This window comes from Silvania confinis (assembly GCF_025564085.1).
Lineage (GTDB): Bacteria > Pseudomonadota > Gammaproteobacteria > Enterobacterales > Enterobacteriaceae > Enterobacter > Enterobacter confinis.
The window spans coordinates 84,988-105,492 of record NZ_JAMGZJ010000064.1 but is presented as its reverse complement, the minus strand read 5'-3'; the positions used below and the strand labels follow the sequence as shown (position 1 = coordinate 105,492).

Sequence of the window (20,505 nt, the reverse complement as noted above, 5' to 3'; positions counted from 1 at the left end):
ATGAATTACGTATGTTCACTCAGAGACTTTGGTATTCATTTAGCGTCTTGCGACGTTTAGAATCCATGTCACTTTGAGTGCCCACACAGATTGTCTGATAAATTGTTAAAGAGCAGTGCAACGCGGCTTTCGCTCACCGTTGCGAGGTCCCGTATAATACGTTTTCCTCATTCAGAGTCAAGCGTTTATTTTCGCTTTTCTCTGTCGGCGTTCATCGCTGAACCCCTGCTGCCACGGCGGTTTGTAATCCGTTGTTCCGTGTCAGTGGAGGCGCATTATAGGGAGTTCTCTGACGGTGACAAGAGGAAAATTAAAAAAAACATTCAACCGTCTCTTTTTTGCTCAAAACCGTGGTCCACTGCGAGTTTTTCGAGCGTTTCGAAGCCATAACGCAGTAAAACGGGCAAAAGTTGCTCAGTTTCTGCCGTTAACGCCATGCAATACGCGATATTCGCATCAGCCGATTTTGCATCTGGCGCTTCATGCTCAAGCAGCCATGCCGTACGACGAGCAATTGCAGCTCCCGAATCCACCAGACGGGTTCCTTCCGGCAGGACCGCAAGCAGCTCTTCCTGCAATAGAGGAAAGTGAGTGCAACCTAACACCACCGTGTCAGGCGGTTCATTCATTAATAGCCACGGGCGCAAAATGCGGCGTAACTCTTCCAGCGACACCTGTTGGCCATGCAGCTTCGCTTCGGCCATCTCAACCAACTCAGCAGACCCTAACATGGCAATCTTGCATTCATTGGCGAAGCGCTCAATCAACTCACGTGTATAAGGACGCTTAACCGTACCGCGTGTCGCCAGCAATCCCACCACGCCGTTTGCCGTAAGCCGCGCAGCAGGTTTAATCGCCGGTACCACACCAACAACCGGGAACGGGAATTTTTCGCGTAGTGCAGGGAGGGAAACTGTACTTGCCGTATTGCAGGCAATCACCGCCAGTGCCAGGGGATAACGCTGCTGCACGGCCGTAACGATCTCGAGGACGCGCTCGACAATAAACGCCTCGCTCTTTTCCCCATAAGGAAAAGCGACGTTGTCGAAAGCATAGATGTAATGAAGATCCGGCAGGAGATGCCGAATCTCATCATAGACCGAAAGCCCACCGACGCCGGAGTCAAACACCAGCACGGTGGGACGCGGATCAGAAGGTGTAGCTGCCAGACAAGGTGTATTCCCGTCCTGCAGTTTGGTAGCCATAAACTGTCTCGTAATCTTTATCGAACAGGTTGGCTATTTTACCACGAACTACAAGATGTGAGGTGACAGGATACGAAACTGCGAGATCCCACAAACTTACGCCGCCCAGTTTCATTCGCTCGGAAGTGAAGGTATTCGGATCGTACGCAACGTCATAACGTGTTCCCAGGTAACGATACGCCAGGTTCCAGTCGAGGTCCCACACCTGCATATCCAGCTGGTATTTCACCTGCTGCTTCGAACGACGGGCAAGCACTTCGTTGGTTTTGGCATTACGTGGATCCACATAATCATAGGAAATCTGATGACCTACCGGGCCGGTATCGAACTGTGCCGTCGCTTCGATGCCTTTGATGCGCGCTTTATCGACGTTGTAGTAGCGGAAGGTGCGCGGGTCACTGCTGATCAGGTTGTCGATATCGTTGCGATATCCTGATACACGCCAGTTCACCGGACCCGTCAGCCCCTCGAAACCGCCTTCCCACTGTTTGCTCTCTTCCGGTTTCAGATCCGGGTTGCCATAGGTCGCACTGTGGATCTGGCTCATGGTGGGTGCTTTATACGCCGTACCGTAGGAACCGATAATGCGATAACCATCGATAAACTCCCATCCGGCGCTGGTTTGCCAGGTGTTGTGGTTACCGAAGTTTGAGTTATCGTCATTACGCGCGGCGGCTTCCAGCGTGACGCTATCGAACTGCTGCATAGCAGAAAGGAACACACCGGTATTGCGCTGATCGTAGCCGTTTTCCAGATAGCCTGTCCCTGCCTGCGTTTTTTGCTTCTGCCAGTCCAGACCCGCACCGATATTGCCATGACCCACCGTGACGGTGTTCAGCCACTGGGCGGTGTACTGCTTCACATCATCCATGGTGGCAGACGACGCATAGCGACCTTTTGCAGGATCATAGTTCAGGTCTTTGCTGCGACCATATCCAGCCACCAGCTGTGACTGATAGATACCCTGATTAAAGCGCAGGCCGGTATCCCAGTTCTGGCTGTACAGTTGGCGCGTATCTGGCGTGCCATCGACCATAAAGGTGGCGTTATCATAATGGTCATAGCCGTCATAGTCGGTGCGGTTGTCGTAACCAAAGCCCCGCACGAAACCGCTCAGGTTGTCGGTGATCTGCTGTTCGATGGAACCAAACAGCGATTTGCTCATAAACCCATCGCGGTCAGGCTGACGTGGGGCGTCCTGGGCATCGATATCAAAACCGCGCGTGTAAGTATAGTTACCGCCCATCGTGATTTTGGTTTTATCGAGTACCTGCTGGAAAGAGCCGTCATAGGTTTGGTAGCCCTTAGAACCGACGCCTGCTGAAATCTCAGCACCCGGCTTGTCGCGACCGGTAATGATGTTAATGACGCCGCCAATCGCATCAGAACCATACAGGGCCGAACGTGGGCCGCGGATGTATTCGATACGCTGAATGAGCGAAACAGGGATTTGGCTGAGATCCGGGGAATTGCTGATGCCAGCGTTATTCAGCGGAATACCGTCAATCAATACCAGAACATGGCGGGATTCGGTGCCACGAATAAAGGTAGAGGAGTTAGCGCCCATTCCACCGCTTTGTGCAATATCAACGCCCGGTAAGCGAGACATCACCTCAACAACGCTTTTTGCCTGCCAGCGTTCGATATCTTCCCGGGTCACCACGGAGTTCGGTGCCAGAACGGTATTAGCAGGTTGTTCTACGCGGTTTGCAGTCACCACCATCGAGTCTGCGCCATCCTGCGCCCAGCCCGAAAATGCCGTGACGGAAAGCGCCGTCATCAGCGAAACTTTTTTAATCATTGTTAAAGCATCCACAATATAAGAAGGATGCCGCAGGCCTCATCTATAGCACGCGATGATGACACCAAATGCGACGTGATCCCGGCAGGTCTTCGGGCTAGGTGGCGTTTTGTGGATGAAGACTTCCCGCTTTGTCAGCAGTGTCTACAACTCTCATCCCGCCAGTCTTTACCGCTGCGCGTCAGCTCCAGATTTACACTGGATTCCCTATTCACTCCTAAGAGACCGGAAACATAATGCTACAATTAGACACGTATAGATGTCCAGACTGCTGTTAACCATTAAGGCTGGACATCCCCTGCACAATCCCTACAATCCCGGCGTAATTCATCATCAATCAGGAAGCATCATGACCCCCGAACACCTCCCGACAGAACAGTACGACGCGCAACTGGCAGAGAAAGTCATTCGCCTGCAAAGCATGATGACGCCTTTTGCTGCGCCTGCGCCTGAGGTGTTCCGCTCACCGGTCAGCCACTATCGTATGCGCGCCGAGTTCCGAATCTGGCACGACGGCGACGACCTGTATCACATCATTTTCGATCAGCAGACGAAGAGCCGTATCCGTGTGGATACCTTCCCGGCCGCCAGCGAGCTGATTAACCAGTTAATGACGTTGATGATGGATGGCGTGCGCGATAATCCACTGTTGCGCCATAAGCTTTTCCAGATTGACTACCTGACCACCCAAAGCAATCAGGCCATCGTCTCGCTGCTGTATCATAAAGCGTTGAATGATGAGTGGCGCCAGGCGGCAGAAGCTCTTCGCGATACACTGCGTGCGCAGAACATCAACGTGCACCTGATTGGCCGCGCGACAAAAACCAAAATCGCCCTGGATCAGGATTTCGTCGATGAGCGCCTGCCGGTTGGAGGTAGAGAGATGATTTATCGCCAGGTTGAGAACAGCTTTACTCAGCCGAATGCGGCGATGAACGTGCAAATGCTGGAGTGGGCGCTAAACGCGACCGAAGGCGCAACGGGCGATCTGCTTGAACTGTATTGCGGTAACGGTAACTTCTCGCTGGCGCTGGCGCGTAACTTTGAACGCGTACTGGCAACCGAAATTGCCAAACCGTCGGTTGCGGCCGCGCAATACAACATCGCTGCGAACCATATTGATAATGTGCAGATTATTCGGATGTCGGCGGAAGAATTCACCCAGGCAATGAACGGCGTGCGGGACTTTAACCGTCTTCAGGGTATTGATTTGAAGAGCTATCAGTGTGAAACGATTTTCGTGGATCCCCCGCGCAGCGGGCTGGACAGCGAAACCGAGAAGATGGTGCAGGCGTACCCGCGTATTCTGTATATCTCCTGCAACCCAGAAACCTTATGCAAGAACCTGGAAACATTAAGCCAGACGCACAAGGTTGAACGTCTGGCGTTGTTCGATCAGTTCCCGTACACGCACCATATGGAGTGCGGCGTGTTACTGACGGCTCGATAAATTTCGGTTGCCGGATGGCGCTTCGCTTATCCGGCCTACAAAACCTTATTCTGGCAGTTGGTGCTTACGGTCACGCATCTTAAAGCCAATCCAGAACACCAGAATGACAGACAGTACCGCAGGGAAGAAGTTAGAGCCCATATCCGGGTACTCAGCGCGTACCACGGTGCTGTACAGCAGAACACCCAGTACAAAGAAGGCTGCTGACAGTGCCGGTAAACCCACTGGCATGGTGCGATTCAGATAACGCTGATGCAGGCAGTACACCGTCAGTACCAGCGCAATCATCGGGAAAACTGAAAACGGCACAATGGAGCTGAATACAGCTGCAAAGGTCCCGTTAATGGATAAGCCAGCGATCAATGCCAGCAACAATGTTCCTTTATCCTGTCCTGTCTGTTTCATTACTCACCTTTCACTCATCGGATTGATGCGCCATTTTCTCTTGTTCACGGCGATACCAGTAATACGCGCCCTTGGAGATCATCCGCAGTTGCAATACCAGTCGCTCTTCGAGTTGCTTGCGTTGCTCAACGCTCACATCCAGTGCTTCGGCGCCCGCACTGAAGACAATTGTCACCATCGCCTCGGCCTGCGCTTCAGTGAAGGCGCGCGGCATGTGGTTTTCGAGTTCAAGATAGTCAGCAAGTTCCGCAATGAAGTGCTGAATCTCACGCGCCACGGCGGCACGAAAAGCTGCCGATGTTCCCGAACGCTCACGCAACAATAAACGAAATGCGTTGGGATTATTGCCGATAAACTCCATAAAAGTGGAAACAGAGGTGCGGATCACGCTTCCTCCTTTGGCGATCCGCTGGCGCGCCTGACGCATTAGCTGGCGCAACATCAGACCGCTTTCATCCACCATGGTCAGACCCAGTTCATCTACATCACGGAAGTGACGGTAGAAGGAGGTAGGCGCAATCCCGGCTTCGCGTGCGACTTCGCGCAGGCTCAGACTGGCAAAACTTCGCTCAGCACTCAGTTGACTGAATGCCGCTTCCACCAGCGAACGCCGGGTTTTCTCTTTTTGTTGTGCTCTTACGCCCATCACGATAGTTGAATCCTTCCAAAGGCCCGCTGGCACTATACCAGAGAATAAATTTAATCTGTTTACCAGGCTTTGAGAATGACGGTTTACATGTTGTTTGTGCTTCACCACGCGAAAAGAGCACAACGATAATTGGGTTATCCCGGCAATGATGTTACTATTCTGTTGCTTTTATGTATAAGAACAGGTAAGCCTTGCCATGTCACATTCCTACGATTACGACGCAATAGTTATTGGTTCCGGCCCCGGCGGCGAAGGCGCTGCTATGGGTCTGGTGAAGCAGGGAGCGAGAGTAGCCGTCATTGAGCGCTACCATAATGTTGGCGGCGGTTGCACCCATTGGGGCACCATCCCTTCAAAAGCCCTCCGCCACGCCGTCAGCCGCATTATCGAATTTAACCAGAACCCTCTTTACAGCGACCACTCCCGACTTCTTCGTTCTTCCTTTGCTGATATCCTCAATCATGCCGATACCGTCATTAATCAGCAAACGCGGATGCGTCAGGGATTTTACGAGCGCAACCACTGCGAGATTCTGCAGGGCGATGCGCACTTCGTTGACGAGCACACGCTGGCGCTGAAGTGCCACGACGGTTCCGTCGAAACGATTACCGCCGAGAAATTTGTTATCGCCTGCGGGTCACGTCCGTATCATCCGGATGATGTCGACTTTACCCATCCGCGCGTTTACGACAGCGACTCGATCCTGAGCCTGCATCACGAGCCACGTCATGTACTGATTTACGGTGCCGGCGTCATTGGCTGTGAATACGCGTCAATTTTCCGTGGGATGGAGGTCAAAGTTGATTTGATTAACACCCGCGATCGTCTGCTGGCGTTTCTCGATCAGGAGATGTCCGATTCGCTCTCGTACCATTTCTGGAACAGCGGCGTGGTCATTCGCCACAACGAAGAGTACGAGAAAATCGAAGCCTGCGATGACGGTGTGATCATGCACCTGAAGTCCGGTAAGAAGCTAAAAGCTGACTGCCTGCTATACGCCAACGGTCGAACCGGTAACACCGATTCACTGGCGCTGGAAAACATCGGTTTGACCACCGACAGCCGCGGCCAGCTGAAGGTCAACAGCATGTACCAGACGGCCCTGCCGCATATTTACGCCGTGGGCGATGTGATTGGCTATCCGAGTCTGGCTTCTGCTGCCTACGATCAGGGCCGCATTGCTGCACAGGCGCTGGTAAAAGGTGAAGCGACTGCCCATCTGATTGAGGACATTCCGACCGGTATTTACACCATTCCGGAAATCAGCTCAGTGGGGAAAACCGAACAGCAACTGACGTCAATGAAAGTGCCGTATGAGGTGGGTCGTGCGCAGTTTAAACACCTGGCGAGGGCGCAAATCGTGGGAATGAGCGTAGGCACGCTGAAGATATTGTTCCATCGCGAGACGAAAGAAATCCTCGGCATTCACTGCTTCGGTGAACGCGCGGCGGAAATCATTCATATCGGCCAGGCGATCATGGAGCAAAAAGGTGGCGGTAACACTATCGAGTACTTCGTTAACACCACCTTTAACTACCCGACCATGGCAGAAGCCTATCGGGTAGCAGCACTCAACGGCTTAAACCGCCTGTTTTAACGCGCTGTCGAAATGGCCATCCATCGAACTGCGGATGGCCTCTGCCAGCTGCTCATAGCGGCTGCGCAGCGGTGAACCTGGACGATATACCAGACCAACCGTACGACGAGGCTCAGGTTTAATGCACGGCACATAGACCACGCCATCGCGCCTACGCTCTTTTGGCACCGCCAGTGCTGGCAGCAATGTGATACCACTTCCCGCCGCCACCATATTACGCAGCGTTTCGAGACTGGTTGCGCGGAAGTGCGTATCTTCATCAGCACCCGCTTCAAAGCAAAATCCCATCGCCTGATCGCGAAGGCAATGGCCATCTTCCAGCATCAGCAGTTTTTCACCCGCCAGATCGGACATCGGCACGCGATCGCGGTTTGCCCACGGGTGATCTTCATAGATTGCCAGCATCATCGGCTCATCGAACAGCGGCACTTCGATAAAGGCTTCACTCTCTTTCACCAGCGCCAGGATCACGCAGTCGAGCTTGCCGCTATCCAACTGCGCCAGCAGCTGATGGGTTTGCGCTTCGTGCAGGTACATTTCGAGTTTCGGGAAGGTCTGGTGCAGCATCGGGATAATGTGCGGCAACAGATACGGGCCAACGGTAGGGATCAGGCCGATATGCAGCGGGCCGGACATGGTTTCCCCCTGCTGGCTTGCCATTTCCTTGAGCACTTTGACCTCGCGCAGCACGGTGCGCGCCTGATCCACCAGCAGCAAACCGGCCTGGGTGAACAGCACTTTACGACTGGTGCGCTCCAGCAACATCACGCCCAGCTCATCCTCCAGTTTGCGGATCTGACCGCTCAGCGTAGGCTGGCTAACGTGGCAGGAATCTGCCGCGCGGCGAAAATGACGATGCTCTGCAAGTGCGACCAGGTATTCAAGATCACGAATATTCATTATTCATCCTCCGTCGCCATGATAGTTCATGGCGATAGATAGCATAGCAATGAACGATTATCCCTATCAAGCATTCTGTTGAATAATGCACCACATAGACGAAGCGGGGATTGTTTGACCCTTGTAGTTCCTGCTGAGTCAGAAGAGTTTCTCTCAAACTCAAACAACTAAAGCCAACGTGAACTTTTGCGGACCCCGTGGTCCGCTTTTTTTTGTTTTTGCTCCCTCTCCCGTGGGAGAGGGCATTAGCCCGCAGAAATCCTAAACTAACCGGTTTTTCGCATCCGCAATCGCCTGCGCGACCTGCTTAGGTGACACGCCACCTTTTGCCGCACGTTTATCCAGACAGGATTGCAGCGACAAAATCGGATAGACGTCATCGCCAATCACCGCGCTAAATTTTTGCAGATCAGCAAGGGTGAGATCCTCCAACGGTTTGCCCTGACGAATCGCTTCGACCACCGCCTCACCCACAATATGGTGTGCTTCACGGAACGGTACGCCTTTCGCGACCAGATAGTCCGCCAGTTCGGTTGAGTTCGCATAACCCTGCTGCGCCGCTTCCTGACAGCGTGGACGTTTCACCTGAATGCCGTCCAGCACCAGCGCGCCCATATGCAGACAATCGAGCCAGGTGTCGAGCGCGTCGAACAGCCCTTCTTTATCTTCCTGCATATCTTTGTTGTACGCCAACGGCAGGCCTTTCAGGGTCATCATCATGCCGGTGAGTGCACCCTGCACGCGGCCGCATTTACCGCGGATAAGCTCGAGCGCATCCGGGTTTTTCTTCTGCGGCATCAGGGAAGAACCCGACGTCACACGATCGGACAGTTCAACAAAACCGGCTTCACCCGAGTTGAAGAAAATCAGGTCTTCGGCAAAGCGCGACAGATGCACCATGCCGATCGAGGCGTTAGAGAGCAGTTCCAGTACGTGGTCGCGATCGGAGACGCTATCCAGACTGTTGCGGGTCGCCGAGGCAAAGCCCAACCAGCCTGCCAGCTGCTCGCGGTCGATTTCATACGCAGTACCCGCCAGCGCGCCGCTGCCCAGTGGGCTGACGTCCAGACGTTTTAAGGTATCCTGCAGACGGCTTTCATCACGCGCCAGCATCTCAACGTAGGCCAGCGCCCAGTGAGCAAAGGTGACCGGCTGTGCGCGCTGCAGGTGGGTATAACCCGGCATCACCGCGTCCTGGTTGTTCTGTGCAGTTTCCACCAGCGCACTTTGCAGCTGACGGTTAGCGGCCAGCAGTTCCACCACGGTGTCTTTACACCACAGCTTCAAATCGGTGGCGACCTGGTCGTTACGGCTACGGCCGGTGTGCAGCTTTTTACCCAACTGACCCACTTTGTCGATCAGTTTGCCTTCTACCCAGCTGTGAATATCTTCGGCATCACTTTCGAGGATTTGCTGCGGATTCAGTCGCACCTCTTCCAGCAGATTATTCAGCGCCTCTTCCAGCTGCAGCTGTTCGTCTGCGGTCAGTACGCCCACGGTCACCAGCGCTTTGGACCAGGCCACAGAGCCGACGATATCCTGTTCGGCCAGGCGATAGTCGAAGCGCAAAGAGTCGTTGAACTGTTTGAACCGCTGATCTGCTGCCTGTGTAAAACGCCCACCCCAAAGTGCCATAACATGCTTCCTTTATTCGTTAGTTCCGCCGGGTGACGCTACGCTTACCCGGCCTACGGTCTTGTAGGCCCGGCAAGCAAAGCGCCGCCGGGCATTAAATCTTAAGCCAGAATACGCGTGCCAATCGGCGTGCCGTTAAACAGCGCTGGCAGTTGCTCGGCGTGACGCCAGGAGGCGATATCCACCGGACGGCCAAGCGTGCGGGCAGCATCCAGCGCCGCGTTCACTTTGACGATCATCCCGTCGGTAATAATGCCCTGGGCGATCAGTTGCTCTGCTTTCTCGGCGGTCATTTCTGCGATGCGCTGGCCTTTACCGTCCAGGATGCCGCTCACGTCAGAGAGCAGGATCAGGTCCGCGCCCAGCGTCGCTGCCAGAGCGGTCGCCGCCTGGTCAGCGTTAACGTTCATCAACAGCCCTTCTTCGGTGACACCGATAGAGCTCACGACTGGCAGGAAACCGCCTTCCAGCAGGGTGTTAATCAGCTTAGGCGAACCTGGCTTTGCCAGACCAACATGGCCAAGCTCTTCGTCGAGCTGGGTCACTTTAACGCTGTCGCCATCACCCAGATACAGACCAACGGAGGCGATACCATGCTTCTTCGCCCACGCCAGCAGGGTTTTGTTCGCGGTACCCGCCAGCGCGCCGGTAATAATGTCAATCTGATCGGCAGGCGTCACACGCAGGCCATTTTTCTTTTTCACCGGCAGGTTTAAGCCTTTCATCAGCTCATCCACCACGCAGCCGCCGCCGTGCACAATCACCAGCGGACGTTGATGCGCGGCGCGATAGCTATCCAGCGCGGTAAACAGGCGCTCCAGCGCTTCTTCGCTGTCCAGCAATACGCCACCGAGTTTGATAATTAATGGATTCATCATCACACCTTAAATAAGAGACTGGGTTTCAGCGTAGCCAAAACGAATATTTGCGCACTGCATTGCCTGGGCGGCTGCACCTTTAAGCAGGTTATCCTCAGCTGCCACGACAATCAGATGTTCGCCCTGCACGGCAAAACCGATATCGCAGAACGGCAGACCGACCACGTTTTTCAGCGCCGGAAGACCTTTGTCGTACAGACGCACCAGCGGTTTGCTGGCATAGGCCTGAGTAAACACGTCAGCCACCTGATCTTGGGTCACGCCAGGCTTCAGGCGGCAGGTAATGGTCTCAAGGATCCCACGCGGGAAGCTGCCCAGATGCGGGGTGAAAATCACCTCCGCGCCCAGATGCGTGGTGATTTCCGGGTGATGACGATGGTTGAACACGCCATACGGCTGCAGGCTGACTTCGCAGAAGCTGTTGGCAATAGCCGCCTTGCGCCCTGCTCCACTCACGCCGCTGGTGGCGTTGATCACCGGCCACTGATTCAGATCCAGCAGGCCCGCGTCGATCAGCGGCTTAAGGGAGAGCTGCGCCGCCGTTGGATAACAACCCGGTACGGCAACCAGATCCGCGTCTTTCAGCTTATCGGCGCTCCACTCCGCCAGTCCATACACTGCTTTATCAAGCAGATCGGGGTGCTGATGGGTAAAGCCATAGTATTTTTCATAGAAGGCGGCATCGTTCACGCGGAACGCGCCGGAGAGATCGAAGACCACGCAACCGGCCGCCAGGAACTGCGGTGCCAGGTCGTGGCTGACTTCGTGAGCGGTGGCTAAAAAGACCACGTCCACGCCGTCGGTAAACTCGCTGATATCCGACATTGGCTGCAATGGCAGATCCACAACACCTTTAAGCTGCGGATGTAAATCGGAAATTAACTTTCCTGCATCATTGCTTTGCGCTGAGACAGTCAAAGCGGTTATGGTCATATGTGGATGGCGATTCACGTAGCTTACAAGCTCTGCGCCCGCATAACCGCTAGCGCCTACAATCAGCGTATTCAACATCGGGTTCCTTTATGCTCAACGTTAGTGTATTTTTATTCACATTTATTGCATGAATATTGATACTATCACGACCTAAGGTATGTCAACAATGAAAATGAATTTACCGCCATTTATCGAGATTTACCGCGCCCTGATTGCCACTCCGTCGATCAGTGCAACGGAAGAAGCGCTGGATCAGAGTAATGAGACTTTAATCAATCTGCTGGCAGGTTGGTTCAGCGATCTCGGCTTTAAGGTGGAGGTTCAATCTGTTCCTGGAACCCGTAATAAATTCAACCTGCTCGCCAGTACCGGCGAGGGTGCCGGCGGCCTGCTGTTAGCCGGGCATACCGATACCGTACCCTTTGACGACGGTCGCTGGACCCGCGATCCGTTCACCCTGACCGAACATGACAACAAGCTGTACGGACTGGGCACCGCCGACATGAAAGGCTTCTTCGCCTTTATTCTCGACGCGCTGCGTGACGTCGACGTGAAAACGCTGAAAAAACCGCTCTACCTTCTGGCCACCGCTGACGAAGAAACCAGCATGGCGGGCGCACGCTATTTCTCTGAAAACACGGCGATTCGCCCGGACTGCGCGATCATCGGTGAACCGACGTCGCTGCAACCGATTCGTGCCCATAAAGGCCATATCTCGACGGCAGTGCGCGTGCTGGGCCAGTCCGGCCACTCCAGCGATCCGGCCCGTGGCGTGAACGCCATTGAGCTGATGCACGATGCCATCGGCCATATCATGCAGCTGCGCGACTCGCTGAAAGAACGTTATCACCACGATTCGTTCACCGTGCCGTACCCGACGTTAAACCTTGGGAGCCTGCACGGCGGTGATGCCTCGAACCGCATTTGCGCCTGCTGTGAACTGCATATGGATATTCGCCCGCTGCCGGGCATGACCCTGAGCGACCTGAATGGCTTACTGACCGAAGCGCTCGCGCCGGTTAGCGAACGCTGGCCGGGCCGTTTGACAGTGACCGACCTGCACCCACCGATCCCAGGCTACGAATGCCCACCGGATCACCAGTTGGTGGAAGTGGTCGAAAAACTGCTCGGCGAGAAAACAGACGTGGTGAACTATTGTACCGAAGCGCCGTTTATCCAGACGCTGTGCCCGACGCTGGTACTGGGTCCGGGCTCCATCAACCAGGCTCACCAGCCGGATGAATACCTGGAAACCCGCTTTATTAAGCCGACGCGCGAGTTAATTTCCCAGGTTGTGCATCACTTCTGCTGGCATTAACGTCTGCCCTCCTCTCTGCGGAGAGGAGGAAAATCTCGCGATCCCCATCACATTCCCATAAGCATCTCTTATCTGACACGAAGCGAATTAAATTTCGTAAATTACCCGCATTTATTCGTTTGCTGAACCGTTTTCGCAGCAATTGACGACGGGGGTTTTACGTGGCTTTATAAAGGGAGATGACAAAATAATGTCCAAAAGATTTCCGAATGGGCATAAACAAAAATGATGGGGTGATTGGGTTTTTATGAACGAACAATATTCCGCGTTGCGTAGTAATGTCAGTATGCTCGGCAAAGTGCTGGGAGATACCATTAAGGATGCGTTGGGAGAGAACATTCTCGATCGCGTTGAAACAATCCGTAAGCTGTCCAAATCTTCCCGTGCCGGTAACGAAGCTAATCGTCAGGAGCTGCTCACCACTTTGCAGAACCTCTCTAACGACGAACTGCTGCCGGTTGCCCGTGCTTTTAGCCAGTTTCTGAATCTTGCGAATACCGCCGAGCAGTACCACAGCATTTCGCCAAAAGGTGAAGGCGCCAGCAACCCGGAAGTGATTGCCCAGACGCTCAGAAAACTGAAAGACCAGTCCGATCTCAACGAAGCGACCATTAAAAAAGCGGTGGAATCGCTCTCGCTGGAGCTGGTACTTACCGCCCACCCGACAGAAATTACCCGCCGCACCCTGATCCACAAAATGGGTGAAGTGAATAACTGCCTGAAGCAGCTTGATAACAAAGAGATTGCTGACTACGAACGTAACCAGCTGATGCGCCGCCTGCGCCAGCTGATTGCCCAGTCATGGCATACCGATGAAATCCGTAAACATCGCCCAAGCCCGGTTGACGAAGCTAAATGGGGCTTTGCGGTGGTGGAAAACAGCCTGTGGGAAGGGGTGCCTAACTACCTGCGCGAGCTGAATGAACAGCTGGAAGAGAACCTTGGCTATCGCCTGCCGGTCGATTTTGTTCCGGTGCGTTTCACCTCGTGGATGGGCGGCGACCGTGACGGCAATCCGAACGTCACCGCAGATATCACGCGCCACGTCCTGCTGCTAAGCCGCTGGAAAGCCACCGACCTGTTCCTGAAAGACATTCAGATTTTGATTTCTGAACTGTCAATGGTCGACGCCACCCCAGAGCTGCTTGAGCTGGTGGGTGAAGAAGGTGCAACCGAACCATACCGTTTCCTGCTCAAAAACCTGCGCGGCCAGCTGCTGGCCACCCAGACCTGGCTGGAAGCGCGCCTTAAGGGTCAGCGTCTGCCAAAACCAGCAGGCCTGTTGAGCCAGAACGAACAGCTGTGGGATCCACTGTACGCTTGCTATCAATCCTTGCAGGCGTGCGGCATGGGCATTATCGCTAACGGCGAACTGCTCGACACCCTGCGCCGCGTGAAGTGTTTCGGCGTCCCACTGGTGCGTATCGACGTGCGCCAGGAAAGCACCCGCCACACCGAAGCACTGGGCGAGCTGACCCGCTACCTCGGCATTGGCGACTACGAAAGCTGGTCAGAAGCCGACAAACAGGCTTTCCTGATCCGCGAGCTGAACTCCAAACGTCCACTCCTGCCGCGCAGCTGGGAACCGAGCGAAGAAACCCGCGAAGTGCTCAATACCTGCAAAGCGATCGTCGATGCACCAAGAGGATCGGTGGCGGCCTACGTGATCTCGATGGCCAAAACGCCGTCCGACGTGCTGGCGGTTCATCTGCTGCTGAAAGAAGCCGGGATCACCTTCGCCCTGCCGGTTGCGCCACTGTTTGAAACCCTCGACGACCTGAATAACGCGAACGACGTGATGACCCAGCTGCTGAACATCGACTGGTATCGCGGCTTTATTCAGGGCAAACAAATGGTCATGATTGGCTATTCCGACTCCGCAAAAGACGCGGGCGTGATGGCCGCCTCCTGGGCGCAGTATCAGGCTCAGGACGCGCTGATCAAAACCTGTGAAAAAGCGGGTATCGAACTGACCCTGTTCCACGGTCGCGGCGGCTCTATCGGTCGCGGCGGCGCACCTGCCCACGCAGCGCTGCTCTCGCAGCCGCCGGGTAGCCTGAAAGGCGGCCTGCGCGTCACCGAACAAGGTGAGATGATCCGCTTCAAGTACGGTCTGCCAGAAGTGACCATCAGCAGCCTGTCGCTTTACACCAGCGCGATTCTGGAAGCGAACCTGCTGCCACCGCCGGAGCCAAAAGACGCCTGGCGCCACATCATGGATGAACTGTCGGATATCTCCTGCGATATGTATCGCGGCTATGTGCGCGAAAACAAAGACTTCGTGCCTTACTTCCGCTCGGCCACGCCAGAGCAGGAACTGGGCAAACTGCCGCTCGGTTCGCGTCCGGCAAAACGTCGTCCGACCGGCGGCGTCGAGTCCCTACGCGCCATTCCGTGGATCTTCGCCTGGACGCAAAACCGCCTGATGCTGCCGGCCTGGTTGGGTGCCGGTGCTGCGCTGCAAAAAGTGGTGGACGACGGGAAGCAGAACGAACTTGAAACCATGTGTCGCGACTGGCCATTCTTCTCCACCCGTCTGGGCATGCTGGAGATGGTGTTCTCGAAAGTCGATTTGTGGCTGGCAGAATACTACGATCAGCGTCTGGTGAAACCGGAGCTGTGGACGCTGGGTACCGAGCTGCGTGAGCTGCTGGAAGGCGACATCAAGGTGGTGCTGGACATCGCCAATGACTCCCATCTGATGGCCGACCTGCCGTGGATTGCCGAGTCTATTCAGTTGCGTAACATATACACCGATCCGCTGAACGTCCTGCAGGCCGAGCTACTGCACCGTTCGCGTAAAGCGGAAGAAGAAGGCCTGGAGCCGGATCCCCGCGTTGAACAAGCGCTGATGGTGACCATTGCGGGCGTTGCGGCAGGCATGCGTAACACCGGCTAATCGCTATTCATCTTCCCCTCGCACGCCTGTGCGAGGGGAAGATGAAATATTCCTGTCATAAATGATTCGAATTCAATATATTTCCGCCTCTCTTTAGTTCTCTTAAACGGTTCTCATTAGCAAAAGTGACTTAGATCGCTCTGCTTCAGGTTCCCTTAAGGTTAAGTCGTTACGTTTGGCGACTATATTCAAGACAGGCTATGACTATGCAATCCTTAACATCGCAGACTAAACCTCCGTTTAGCTGGAAAGCCCTGGGATGGGCACTCCTCTTTTTTTGGTTTTTCTCCTCTTTACTCCAGGTCGCCATTTGCGTCAGCGGCTATAGCGGCACCAACGGTTTGCGCGATTCGCTGCTGTTCAGCTCGCTCTGGCTGATCCCGGTTCTGCTGTTTCCAAACCGGACCCGCATCATCGCGGCGGTGATTGGCGTTGTCCTGTGGGCAGCATCGCTAGCGGCGCTGAACTACTTCGTGATTTACGGACAGGAGTTCTCCCAGAGCGTGCTGTTCGTGATGTTTGAATCCAATGCGAACGAAGCCAGTGAATACCTTAGCCAGTACTTCAGCCTCAAGATTATCCTCGTCGCATTGGTCTATACGGCGGTGGCGATATTCCTGTGGACGCGCCTGCGCCCGGTTTACGTCCCGTCGCCGTGGCGCTGGCTGGTGTCGTTTGCGCTGCTGTATGGCCTGATTCTGCATCCGATTGTGATGAACTCTGTCGTCAACCAGAGACCGTTCGAAAAAGCGCTTAATGGCCTGGCGTCCCGCATGGAACCTGCGGCCCCGTGGCAGTTTATCTCCGGGTATTATCAGTATCGTCAGCAGCTAACATCACTGAAAAACCTGCTCGATAAGAACACGGCCCTGCCGCCGCTGGCGAACTTCAAAGACAGCTCAGGCAATGCACCGCGCACGCTGGTGCTGGTGATTGGCGAGTCGACTCAGCGCGGTCGTATGAGCCTGTACGGTTATCCGCGTGAAACCACGCCGGAACTGGATGCCCTGCATAAAAGCGATGCCAAACTGACGGTTTTCAATAACGTGGTGACCTCGCGTCCCTACACCATCGAGATCCTGCAGCAGGTACTGACCTTTGCCAACGAAAAGAACCCGGACGTGTATCTGACGAAACCGTCGCTGATGAACATGATGAAACAGGCCGGGTATAAGACCTTCTGGATCACTAACCAGCAGACAATGACGGCGCGTAACACCATGCTGACGGTCTTCTCTCAGCAGACTGACAAGCAATATTATATGAACCAGCAGCGCACCCAGAGTGCTCGCGAATATGACACCAACGTGCTGGCGCCGTTTAAAGAAGTGATGGCCGATCCGGCAGAGAAAAAGTTCATTATCGTGCATCTGCTCGGGACGCATATTAAGTACAAGTTCCGCTATCCGGAAAACCAGGGCGTCTTTGACGGCAAAACCGATAACCAACCGGCGGGTCTGAGCAAAGATGAGCAGGAGTCTTACAACGATTACGACAGCGCCAATCGGTATAACGACCATGTAGTCGCCAGCCTGATTAAGGATTATCAAGCGACGGATCCGAACGGCTTCCTGCTGTACTTCTCCGATCACGGTGAAGAGGTGTACGACACGCCGCCGCACAAAACCCAGGGCCGTAATGAAGACAACCCTACGCGTCATATGTATACCATTCCGTTCCTGCTGTGGACGTCTGAGAAGTGGCAGGCTGCCCATCCGCGCGACTTCTCCCAGGACGTCGACCGCAAGTACAGTAGCTCTGAGCTGATCCATACCTGGTCAGACTTAGCGGGATTAAGCTATGACGGCTTCGACCCTACGCGCTCCATCACCAGCCCGCAGTTCACTCCGATAACGCGCTGGATTGGCAATCCGTATAAGAAAAATGCACTGATTGATTACGATAGCCTGCCGTACGGCGAGCAAACCGGGAATCAGTAATCCCCTCTCAAGGCCATCCGATATAGGGTGGCCTTTTTTTTCTATCAACGTTAATGTTGCCCTGTTTGCATCAGGCAAGGGAACAACATGCATTACGACGTTAGCCACCTGCTTTCGCGTCTTGTTAGTGGCGCGCTGCCGTTGGGCCAGATTGACTTCGCCAGCACCATCGGACCGATCCCGGACGGGGCCTGTCGGGCCGATTTTCCGCGTCTGGAGATTGTGCTGGAAGGGGAACTTACTGACGCCGCTATCAGCGATGTTCTCTATCTACCGGCTGGCAGCTGGAATGTTTCGCAGAAGAACATGCCTTCCACCACCTGCAGCATTGTGTTTGGCAAACAGCAGTTAAGTTTCAGCGTTGTTCAGTGGGACGGGACGTGGTATCACACGCTGGCTAAACAGCAGGTGGCGCGCCGCGGACCGCGGGTCGGCTCTTTCCTGCTACAAACGCTCAATGAACTGCAGATGCAGCCTCAGGAACAACAAACCGCACGATGCGTCGTTACCAGCCTGCTCAGCCATTGCTGTGATTTACTGGGCAGCCAAATCCAAACCGCATCCCGAAGCCAGGCGCTTTTCGACGCCATACGTTGCTATATCGACGATCATTTCGCGTCGGATCTGACCCGGGGATCCGTGGCGCAGGCCTTTTATATCTCGCCCAATTATCTGTCTCATCTTTTCCATAAAACCGGCGCTGTCGGCTTTAACGAATACCTCAATCACACGCGGCTGGAACACGCCAAGGCATTGCTGAAAGGGTATGATCTGAAAGTAAAAGATATCGCGCACAACTGCGGGTTTGCTGACAGTAACTACTTCTGCCGACTGTTTCGCAAAAACACGGAACGCTCTCCCTCGGAATATCGCCGCCAGTATCACAGCCAGTTAACGACTAAAAACTAGCATTGTGATCCTCTTCGCACTTTGTTGAGGACCTTACATTTGTCCAGTATTTGGCAAATTTGACCTCTTTCTCCTGCCACCAGGCCCGCCGTATCCTTAATCCAGACATGCTGACTTAAGGAAAAATAATGGAACTGTATCTGGATACCGCCAACGTGGCGGAAGTTGAACGCCTGGCGCGCATCTTTCCGATCGCCGGTGTGACCACCAATCCGAGCATTGTGGCCGCCAGCCGGGAATCCCTCTGGGAAGTGCTGCCGCGCCTGCAACAGGCCATCGGTCCGGACGGCATTCTGTTCGCCCAGACCATGAGCCGGGAGGCGCAGGGTATGACTGCCGAAGCCAAACGCCTGAGCAACGCCCTGCCCGGCATCGTGGTGAAAATCCCGGTGACCGCACAAGGCCTGATCGCCATTAAAGCGCTTAAAAAAGAAGGCATTACCACGCTTGGTACGGCGGTGTACAGCGCTGCACAAGGGTTGCTGGCGGCGCTGGCGGGTGCGAAATATGTCGCCCCGTACGTTAACCGGGTTGATGCCCAGGGCGGAGACGGGATCCGCACGGTGCAGGAGCTGCAAAGCCTGCTGGAGCTGCATGCGCCGGGCAGCATGGTGTTGGCCGCCAGCTTCAAAACCCCCCGCCAGGCGCTCGACTGCCTGCTGGCCGGATGTGAAGCCATCACGCTTCCTTTAGATGTAGCGCAACAAATGCTCAACACACCCGCGGTAGAGTCAGCCATAGAGAAGTTCGAGCAGGACTGGAAAAACGCGTTTGGTAACCTCAACCTCTAAGGGAGACATGTTATGGACCGTATTATTCAATCGCCCGGTAAATACATTCAGGGCGCAGATGTGCTCACCCGCCTCGGCGACTATCTGCGGCCGCTGGCTGCGCGCTGGCTGGTGGTAGGCGATAAATTTGTACTGGGTTTTGCCGAAGAGACCCTGCGCCAGAGCTTTAAACAGGCCGAACTGCAAGTTGAAATCGCCTCCTTCGGCGGGGAGTGTTCACAAAACGAGATCGACCGTCTGCGCAAGCTGGCCAAAGGTGCCGACTGCCAGGCTATCCTCGGTATCGGCGGCGGTAAGACGCTGGATACGGCCAAAGCGCTGGCGCATTTTATGGACGTGCCGGTCGCTATCGTCCCGACAATTGCCTCAACCGACGCGCCGTGCAGCGCCCTTTCCGTTATCTACACCGACAGCGGCGAATTTGATCGCTATCTGATGCTGCCGCACAACCCAAACATGGTGATTGTCGATACCAAAGTCGTAGCCGGGGCGCCGGCGCGCCTGCTGGCCGCGGGGATTGGCGATGCGCTGGCGACGTGGTTTGAAGCCCGCGCCTGCTCGCGCAGCGGGGCCACGACCATGGCGGGCGGAAAATGTACCCAGGCCGCACTGGCGCTGGCCGAGCTGTGCTACAACACGCTGGTCGAAGAAGGGGAAAAAGCGATGCTGGCGGCGGAACAGCACGTCGTCACGCCTGCACTCGAGCGGGTTATTGAAGCTAACACCTATCTAAGCGGCGTCGGTTTTGAAAGCGGCGGGCTGGCGGCAGCACATGCCATCCATAACGGATTGACCGCCATCCCGGATGCGCATCATTACTATCACGGCGAGAAAGTGGCCTTCGGTACACTCACTCAGCTGGTACTGGAAAATGCCCCGGTAGAAGAGATCGAAACCGTGGCTGCGCTGTGTCGCAGCGTGGGTCTGCCAATTACCCTGGCGCAGCTGGATATCAAAACGGATATTGCGGCCAAAATGCAGGCGGTGGCACAAGCCGCCTGTGCAGAAGGGGAAACAATCCACAACATGCCGGGCGGAGCGACGCCGGACCAGGTCTACGCGGCGCTGTTGGTTGCCGACCAGTACGGTCAGCGCTTTTTACAGGAGTGGCAGTAACCTTTTTGCCCGGCGGCGCTGCGCTTGCACGGGCCTACAAAATCCGTAGGCCGGGTCAGGCGCAGCCGCCACCCGACAA

At 54.9% G+C, this 20,505-nt stretch carries 16 protein-coding genes and 1 riboswitch; of the genes, 8 read left to right on the top strand and 8 right to left on the bottom strand.

Annotation, left to right across the window (positions count from 1 at the left end):
- Positions 1–323 precede the first annotated feature (323 nt).
- Both murI and btuB read right to left on the bottom strand, forming a co-directional pair.
- Positions 324–1,205, bottom strand: coding sequence for a glutamate racemase (murI, locus tag M8013_RS02680; protein WP_271266291.1), 882 nt, complete (start codon positions 1,203–1,205; stop codon positions 324–326).
- Positions 1,150–3,006, bottom strand: coding sequence for a TonB-dependent vitamin B12 receptor BtuB (gene btuB, locus M8013_RS02675; protein ID WP_271266290.1), 1,857 nt, complete (start codon positions 3,004–3,006; stop codon positions 1,150–1,152). The genes murI and btuB overlap by 56 nt, the downstream gene beginning before the upstream one ends.
- Positions 3,007–3,072: 66 nt before the next feature.
- Positions 3,073–3,251: riboswitch (cobalamin riboswitch) on the bottom strand.
- Between the two features lie 104 nt (positions 3,252–3,355).
- Here btuB and trmA point away from each other — a divergent pair.
- On the top strand, positions 3,356–4,456 hold the full coding sequence (gene trmA / locus M8013_RS02670) for a tRNA (uridine(54)-C5)-methyltransferase TrmA (protein ID WP_271266289.1): 1,101 nt from the start codon (positions 3,356–3,358) through the stop codon (positions 4,454–4,456).
- 45 nt (positions 4,457–4,501) lie between these two features.
- Here trmA and M8013_RS02665 read toward each other — a convergent pair whose 3' ends face one another.
- Both M8013_RS02665 and fabR read right to left on the bottom strand, forming a co-directional pair.
- Complete coding sequence (locus M8013_RS02665) at positions 4,502–4,861, bottom strand: YijD family membrane protein (protein WP_271266288.1); 360 nt, start codon at positions 4,859–4,861, stop codon at positions 4,502–4,504.
- A gap of 10 nt (positions 4,862–4,871) precedes the next feature.
- On the bottom strand, positions 4,872–5,510 hold the full coding sequence (fabR, locus tag M8013_RS02660; protein ID WP_271266287.1) for an HTH-type transcriptional repressor FabR: 639 nt from the start codon (positions 5,508–5,510) through the stop codon (positions 4,872–4,874).
- Positions 5,511–5,706: 196 nt separating this feature from the next.
- On the opposite strand from fabR, the gene sthA reads away from it, so the two are divergent.
- Complete coding sequence (sthA, locus tag M8013_RS02655; RefSeq protein ID WP_271266286.1) at positions 5,707–7,107, top strand: Si-specific NAD(P)(+) transhydrogenase; 1,401 nt, start codon at positions 5,707–5,709, stop codon at positions 7,105–7,107.
- On the opposite strand, the gene oxyR is transcribed toward sthA, so the two are convergent.
- The 4 genes from oxyR to argC all read right to left on the bottom strand — a co-directional run bounded on the left by oxyR (position 7,090) and on the right by argC (position 11,531).
- Positions 7,090–8,007, bottom strand: coding sequence for a DNA-binding transcriptional regulator OxyR (oxyR, locus tag M8013_RS02650; protein WP_271266285.1), 918 nt, complete (start codon positions 8,005–8,007; stop codon positions 7,090–7,092). The genes sthA and oxyR overlap by 18 nt on opposite strands.
- 261 nt (positions 8,008–8,268) lie before the next feature.
- Positions 8,269–9,642 (bottom strand): argininosuccinate lyase, encoded by a 1,374-nt coding sequence (gene argH / locus M8013_RS02645; RefSeq protein WP_271266284.1) that lies wholly within the window; start codon positions 9,640–9,642, stop codon positions 8,269–8,271.
- Positions 9,643–9,743: 101 nt separating this feature from the next.
- Positions 9,744–10,520 carry an acetylglutamate kinase gene (argB, locus tag M8013_RS02640; RefSeq protein ID WP_271266283.1) on the bottom strand — a complete coding sequence of 259 codons (777 nt, stop codon included), beginning with the start codon at positions 10,518–10,520 and terminating at the stop codon, positions 9,744–9,746.
- 6 nt (positions 10,521–10,526) lie between these two features.
- Positions 10,527–11,531, bottom strand: a complete 1,005-nt coding sequence (gene argC / locus M8013_RS02635; RefSeq protein ID WP_271266282.1) for an N-acetyl-gamma-glutamyl-phosphate reductase — start codon at positions 11,529–11,531, stop codon at positions 10,527–10,529.
- 88 nt (positions 11,532–11,619) lie between these two features.
- Between argC and argE the strand changes: the two genes are divergently transcribed.
- The 6 genes from argE to gldA all read left to right on the top strand — a co-directional run bounded on the left by argE (position 11,620) and on the right by gldA (position 20,426).
- A complete protein-coding gene (gene argE / locus M8013_RS02630; RefSeq protein ID WP_271266281.1) occupies positions 11,620–12,771 on the top strand; it encodes an acetylornithine deacetylase in 1,152 nt (383 codons plus the stop codon).
- A 247-nt stretch (positions 12,772–13,018) separates the two neighbouring features.
- On the top strand, positions 13,019–15,670 hold the full coding sequence (gene ppc / locus M8013_RS02625; RefSeq protein ID WP_271266280.1) for a phosphoenolpyruvate carboxylase: 2,652 nt from the start codon (positions 13,019–13,021) through the stop codon (positions 15,668–15,670).
- Between the two features lie 206 nt (positions 15,671–15,876).
- Positions 15,877–17,610 carry a phosphoethanolamine transferase CptA gene (locus M8013_RS02620; protein WP_271266279.1) on the top strand — a complete coding sequence of 578 codons (1,734 nt, stop codon included), beginning with the start codon at positions 15,877–15,879 and terminating at the stop codon, positions 17,608–17,610.
- An 87-nt stretch (positions 17,611–17,697) separates the two neighbouring features.
- Entirely contained in the window at positions 17,698–18,519 is an 822-nt protein-coding gene (locus M8013_RS02615; protein WP_271266278.1) for a helix-turn-helix transcriptional regulator, read from the top strand.
- A 128-nt stretch (positions 18,520–18,647) separates the two neighbouring features.
- Complete coding sequence (gene fsa, locus M8013_RS02610) at positions 18,648–19,310, top strand: fructose-6-phosphate aldolase (RefSeq protein ID WP_271266277.1); 663 nt, start codon at positions 18,648–18,650, stop codon at positions 19,308–19,310.
- Between the two features lie 12 nt (positions 19,311–19,322).
- Positions 19,323–20,426 (top strand): bifunctional L-1,2-propanediol dehydrogenase/glycerol dehydrogenase, encoded by a 1,104-nt coding sequence (gene gldA / locus M8013_RS02605; RefSeq protein WP_271266276.1) that lies wholly within the window; start codon positions 19,323–19,325, stop codon positions 20,424–20,426.
- Positions 20,427–20,505 lie beyond the last annotated feature (79 nt).